Source organism: Mitsuaria sp. TWR114 (assembly GCF_007997345.1).
On sequence record NZ_VOSR01000500.1, the window covers coordinates 1 to 5,629 of the forward strand.

The 5,629-nt window shown below is 69.1% G+C and carries 5 protein-coding genes; 1 reads left to right on the plus strand and 4 read right to left on the minus strand.

Annotated features, from left to right (window positions below; translation table 11 throughout):
- On the plus strand, window positions 1-2,766 hold a 2,766-nt coding region (locus FUT87_RS17715), incomplete at its 5' end, for an efflux RND transporter permease subunit (protein ID WP_147241867.1).
- 90 nt (window positions 2,767-2,856) lie between these two features.
- On the opposite strand, the gene FUT87_RS17720 is transcribed toward FUT87_RS17715, so the two are convergent.
- From FUT87_RS17720 to FUT87_RS17735, 4 genes are all read right to left on the minus strand, one after another.
- Window positions 2,857-3,465 (minus strand): DNA-3-methyladenine glycosylase I, encoded by a 609-nt coding sequence (locus FUT87_RS17720; protein WP_147241868.1) that lies wholly within the window; start codon window positions 3,463-3,465, stop codon window positions 2,857-2,859.
- 98 nt (window positions 3,466-3,563) lie between these two features.
- Window positions 3,564-4,043: a low molecular weight protein-tyrosine-phosphatase gene (locus FUT87_RS17725; RefSeq protein WP_221213868.1), complete on the minus strand. Its 480-nt coding sequence runs from the start codon at window positions 4,041-4,043 to the stop codon at window positions 3,564-3,566.
- Window positions 4,044-4,065: 22 nt separating this feature from the next.
- Complete coding sequence (gene rpe / locus FUT87_RS17730; protein ID WP_147241869.1) at window positions 4,066-4,752, minus strand: ribulose-phosphate 3-epimerase; 687 nt, start codon at window positions 4,750-4,752, stop codon at window positions 4,066-4,068.
- Between the two features lie 76 nt (window positions 4,753-4,828).
- Window positions 4,829-5,629, minus strand: an 801-nt coding sequence (locus FUT87_RS17735) for an extracellular solute-binding protein (protein ID WP_147241870.1), incomplete at its 5' end; no start/stop codon positions are given.

Below are 5,629 nucleotides of genomic sequence, written 5' to 3' on the forward strand. Positions count from 1 at the left end.
TACCGCAAGGTCAACCCGGCCGACGCGCCGGTGCTGCTGGTGGCGCTGACCTCGCCGTCGATCAACCTGTCCGAGCTCAACGACTACGCCGAGAACCTGATCACCCCCAGCCTGTCCACCATCGACGGCGTGGCGCAGGTCTCGATCTACGGCCAGAAGCGCTTCGCGGTGCGCATCAAGGCGCGCAACGAGCTGCTCCAGCAGCGCAACATCACGCTGGACGAGCTGCAGGCCGCGGTCAAGGGCGCCAACGCCAACACGCCGGTCGGCACGCTGGACGGCACGCGCCAGACGCTGACCATCCAGGCCAACAAGCAGCTGCGCGACGCCGCGGCCTTCGGCGGCATCGTCGTGGCCACGCGCAACGGCGCGCCGGTGTTCCTGCGCGAGGTGGCCGACGTCCAGGACAGCTACGAGACCGTCAAGTCCTTCTCCAACTTCAATGGCGAGCGCTCCATCGTGCTGGCCGTGCAGCGCCAGCCCGACGCCAACACGGTGAAGGTCGTGGACGCGGTCAAGGCGATGCTGCCGCGCTTTGCCGCGCAGCTGCCGGCCTCGGTGCAGATGAGCACGCTCAACGACCGCTCGGTCTCGATCCGCGAGTCGCTGCACGACGTCTACTTCACGCTCGCGCTCACCGTGGCGCTGGTCGTGATGGTGATCTTCCTGTTCCTGCGCCGCATGGTCGCGACGCTGATCCCGACGCTGTCGCTGCCGATCTCGCTGATCGGCGCGGTGACGCTGCTGTTCGCGCTGGGCTACAGCCTGGACAACATCTCGCTGCTAGGCATCACGCTGGCCGTGGGCCTGGTGGTCGACGACGCGATCGTGATGCTCGAGAACATCGTGCGCCACGTCGAGGACGGCATGGCCCCGTTCGACGCCGCCATCCGCGGCGCGCGCGAGATGGCGTTCACCATCCTGTCGATCTCGATCTCGCTGGTGGCGGTGCTGATCCCGATCTTCTTCATGCCGGGCGTGATCGGGCTGCTGTTCCACGAGTTCGCGGTGGTGGTGTCGCTGGCGATCATGGTCTCGGCCGGCGTATCGCTGACGCTGGTGCCGATGCTGTGCAGCCGCTTCCTGAGCAGCCACCACGAGGTCCGTGAGAACGCGCTGGGCCGTACGTTCGAAGCCGGCTTCACCTGGGTGCTGGACCGCTACACGGCCTCGCTGGACTGGGCACTGCGGCATCGCTGGGTGATCGGCGCGGTGGCGATCGCGAGCTTCGTGGCCAGCGCCTGGCTGTGGATCGCGATCCCCAAGGGCTTCTTCCCGGAAGAGGACATCGGCCAGATCCAGGCCAGCACCGAGGCGTCGGAAGACATCTCCTTCGCCGCGATGACGGTGCTGCAGGAGCGCGTCGCCACCGTCGTCCAGGAGGATCCGTCGGTGTCGTCGGTATCCGCCGCGGTGGGCGGCGGCGGGGGCGGCGGCAACGTCAACACCGGCCGGCTCTTCATCAACCTGAAGCCGCGCTCGGAGCGCCCCGCGATGCCGCAGGTGCTGGAGCAGCTGCGCAAGAAGCTGCGCGCCGTGCCTGGCATCGCCGTGTACCTGCGGCCGGTGCAGAACCTGCAGCTCGGCGGCCGGCAATCCAAGAGCCGTTACCAGTACACGCTGCAGTCGGTCAGCACCGGCGAGCTCAACAGCTGGGCGGTGAAGCTGCAGGACAAGCTGCGCAACGACCCGGTGTTCCGCGACGTCACCAGCGACTCGCAGCTGCGCGGCCTGCAGGCCAACCTGGTGATCGACCGCGAGCGCGCCACGCTGCTGGGCGTGCAGATGCAGGACCTGCGCAATGCGCTGTACTCGGCCTTCGGCGAGCGCCAGGTCTCGAGCATCTATGCGGAGAGCAACACCTACCAGGTGATCATGGAGGCGACCGACAGCGACCGGCTGAGCGAGGACGCCTTCGACAAGATCTACCTGCGCGGCAGGAACAGCACGATGGTGCCGCTGACCGCGTTCGCCAGCGTCAAGCGCGAGCTCGGTCCCACCGCGGTCAACCACCAGGGCCAGCTGCAGGCGATCACGCTGAGCTTCAACCTCGCGCCGGACGTGCCGCTGGGCAACGCGACGGCGAAGATCGACCAGTTCACGCGCGAGATCGGACTGCCGCCGTCCATCATCACGAGTTACGGCGGCGACGCGGCGGTGTTCAAGGACTCGCAGGGCGGCCAGGTGCTGCTGATCGTGCTGGCGGTGGCGGTGATCTACGTGCTGCTGGGCGTGCTCTACGAGAGCTACATCCATCCGCTGACCATCCTGGCGGGGCTGCCGTCGGCGGCGGTGGGCGCGCTGCTGACGCTGCAGCTGGCGGGCATGGAGCTGACCATCATCGCGACCATCGGCATCCTGATGCTGGTGGGCATCGTGAAGAAGAACGCGATCATGATGATCGACTTCGCGCTGGACGCGCAGCGCAATGGCGGCATGACGCCGGCCGAAGCAATCCGCGAGGCCTGCATCCTGCGCTTCCGTCCGATCATGATGACGACGCTGGCGGCGCTGATGGGCGCGCTGCCGATCGCGCTGGGCCTGGGCGCCGGCGCGGAACTGCGCCAGCCGCTGGGGCTGGCGGTGGTCGGCGGGCTGATCCTGTCGCAGGCAGTGACGCTCTACATCACGCCGGTGATCTACCTGGCGCTCGATCGCTTCAGTGGGAAGGGGCCGGATACGCGGGAGGTGGCCCACACGCGGCTGACTGAACACCCTGCCCATGCTGACCATCCCGCGCATCCGGTGCCAGGGCAAGCGGACTGACGAAGGCCGCCCAACTGCCATCGCCAAGCGCGGCCTCCACGGGGCATGGGGGCTCCCTCCTGGACCCCCAAGCCCCATGCCGGCCCACAGTCACCGGGGCGGTCGGAATTCGTGGCGGGCGGCGGTGGCGGCGCTCCTTCCGATGCAGCCCGGCGCGTGGTCGTTGATCAGGCCCATCGCCTGCATGAATGCGTAGACGGTCGTGGGGCCGACGAACTTCCAGCCGCGCTTCTTCAGTTCCTTGGAGAGCTTGATCGAGGTGTCCGAAGTTGGCCGCACGTCGCCGCCCTCCTCCGGGTCCTCGAAGCGCCAGAAGAACGCGGCCAGCGAGCCGGCTTCCTTCTGCAACTCCAGCGCCCGCGACGCGTTGTGGATCACCGCCTCGATCTTGCCGCGGTGGCGCACGATGCCCTCATCCGCCAGCAGGCGCTCGACATCGGCTTCCTTGAACTTCGCGACCTTGGCGATCTCGAACTGCTTGAAGGCCCGGCGGAAGTTCTCCCGCTTGGCCAGGATCGTTCGCCACGACAGGCCCGACTGGAAACCCTCCAGGCAGAGCTTCTCGAAGAGCCGGCGGTCCTCGTGGACCGGGTAACCCCACTCGGTGTCGTGGTAGTCGCGGTAGGCGTCGAAGCCCGGCGCCTCGCACCACTTGCAGCGCCACTGGCCATCCGGCCCCTGCGCCAATCGCTCGCTCATCGTCGCCACTCCCGGCAGTTCATGGACGCGCGATTCTGGCGCGACGAGCGTCGGCGCGTGACAGGAGGACAGGGGCGACGACGATCAGGCGGCGGCGATCAGGCGGTGACGGACTTGTGGAAGACCGCCGCGTCGCGTGGCCAGGTGTGGACGCGGGCCTCGATCAGGTCGAGCACATGCACGAAGCCGCTGCCCGCGCCGTAGTAGGGGTCGGGCACCTCGTCCAGGCCCAGCCCGGTCATGCCCGCCAGGAACAGCCCCAGCCGCGCCGGCGACACCGCCGGCTTCATCGCCCGCAGGCCGCGCAGCACCTGGCGGTCCATGGCGAGGATGAGGTCGTGCGTGTCGAAGTCCTCGGGCCTGACCTTGCGCGAGCGCCAGCGCCGGTCCATGCCGTAGCCGCGCTGCTCCAGCACCGCCAGCGCGCGCTTGTCCACGGGATGCGCCTTCGAGGAGGCGAACACGCCGGCCGAGCTCACCTCGGTCAGCCCCAGTTCGCCGGCGCGCAGGCGCAGCACGGCCTCGGCCATCGGCGAGCGGCACAGGTTGGCCGCGCAGACGAGCAGGAGTCGGGTCACCGGATCCGCGCTTCCTGGCCGATCAGCGCGCCAGCTCGGCGCGCATCGCGTCGATGACGCTCTTGTAGTCCGGCTTGCCGAAGATGGCCGAGCCGGCGACGAAGGTGTCGGCGCCCGAATCCGCGATCTCGCGGATGTTGTCGACCTTCACGCCGCCGTCGATCTCCAGGCGGATGTCGCGGCCGCTGGCCAGGATCATCGCCTTGGCCTGCTGCAGCTTCTTGAGCGCGCCCGGGATGAAGCTCTGGCCGCCGAAGCCGGGGTTGACGCTCATGATCAGGACCAGGTCGACCTTGTCGATGACCCATTCCAGCACGTCCAGCGGCGTGGCCGGGTTGAACACCAGGCCGGCCTGCGCGCCCTCGGCCTTGATCAGCTGCAGCGTGCGGTCGACGTGCTGGCTGGCCTCGGGATGGAAGCTCACCAGGTTGGCGCCGGCGCGGCAGAAGGCCTGCGCCAGCGCATCCACCGGCTGCACCATCAGGTGGACGTCGATGGGCGCCGGCGTGCCGTCGGGCTTGATCGCGTGTTTCTTCAGCGCCTCGCAGACCATCGGGCCGAAGGTCAGGTTGGGCACGTAATGGTTGTCCATCACGTCGAAGTGGATCCAGTCCGCGCCGGCGGCCAGCACGTTGCGGACCTCCTCGCCCAGGTTGGCGAAGTCGGCGGACAGGATGCTGGGGGCGATGCGATAGGTGGGCGGGTTCATGGCGGGGCGGGCGCGGAGCCGCGGACGGGGAAAGTCGACGATTGTAGGAAGGCGGCCGCCGCCACGACGCCCGGGCTCAGCGGTAGCGTTCCGCCAGGCGTGCGATCTCGCCGGAAGCGCTGAGCTGGCGCAGCCGCTCGGTCAGGCGCTCGACGACCGGCTCCGGCAACCGCCGCGAGACGACGGCGTACTGGGTCTCTTCCTCGAAGACCTGCGGGCCGATGCGGGCCTGGCCCTCCAGTCCCGCGCCGCGCGCGGCCTCGCGCAGGTTGACGTCCTGGCCATAGACCGCGGCGGTCCGGCCCTTGACCAGCATCTGCAGCGCCTCGCGGTCGCTGCGCGCGGTGTCCTGGAAGGCGACGTCGGCCACCTGCAGCGTCGACGCCAGCTTGGTGCCCTGCGCCAGCAGCAGCGGATGGCGGCGGGCGAAGGCGCGCAGCTCGTCCCAGCTGCGCGGCAGCGCCAGGCCCGCGCGATCGAAGGCCGCCTGGTTCCACAGCATCACCCGCGCGCTGAAGGACACCGGCAGCGCGTTGAGCTTGCCCGCGACCTCGCCATACGCGAGGTCTTCCCGGTCGAACTGGGCCAGGTCCAGCAGCGCCGCATGCCGGTGCAGGTCGGCGAAGCCGTTGCCGCGCTTGCTGAACATCGCCAGCCAGGCCCAGTTGATCTGCATGACTTCGGGCTCGGAGCCGCCGGCGATCTGCGTCGTCAGGCGCTCCAGGTAGCCGTTGAAGCCCATGTATTCGGCCTTCACCCGCACGCCGTGGCGGCGCTCGAAAAGCGCCAGCGCCTTGAGCGTCGCTTCGTGCCGGCCCGCGCCGCCCCACCAGGCGAAGCGCAGCACGGTGGCCTTGTCCTGCGCGCGCAGCACCGC

What these genes read in the sequence shown, in the direction of transcription:
- rpe (WP_147241869.1), bottom strand. Translation starts at nt 4,752, where the DNA reads ATGAACCCGCCCACCTATCGCATCGCCCCCAGCATCCTGTCCGCCGAC.
- FUT87_RS17720 (WP_147241868.1), bottom strand. Translation starts at nt 3,465, where the DNA reads ATGAGCGAGCGATTGGCGCAGGGGCCGGATGGCCAGTGGCGCTGCAAG.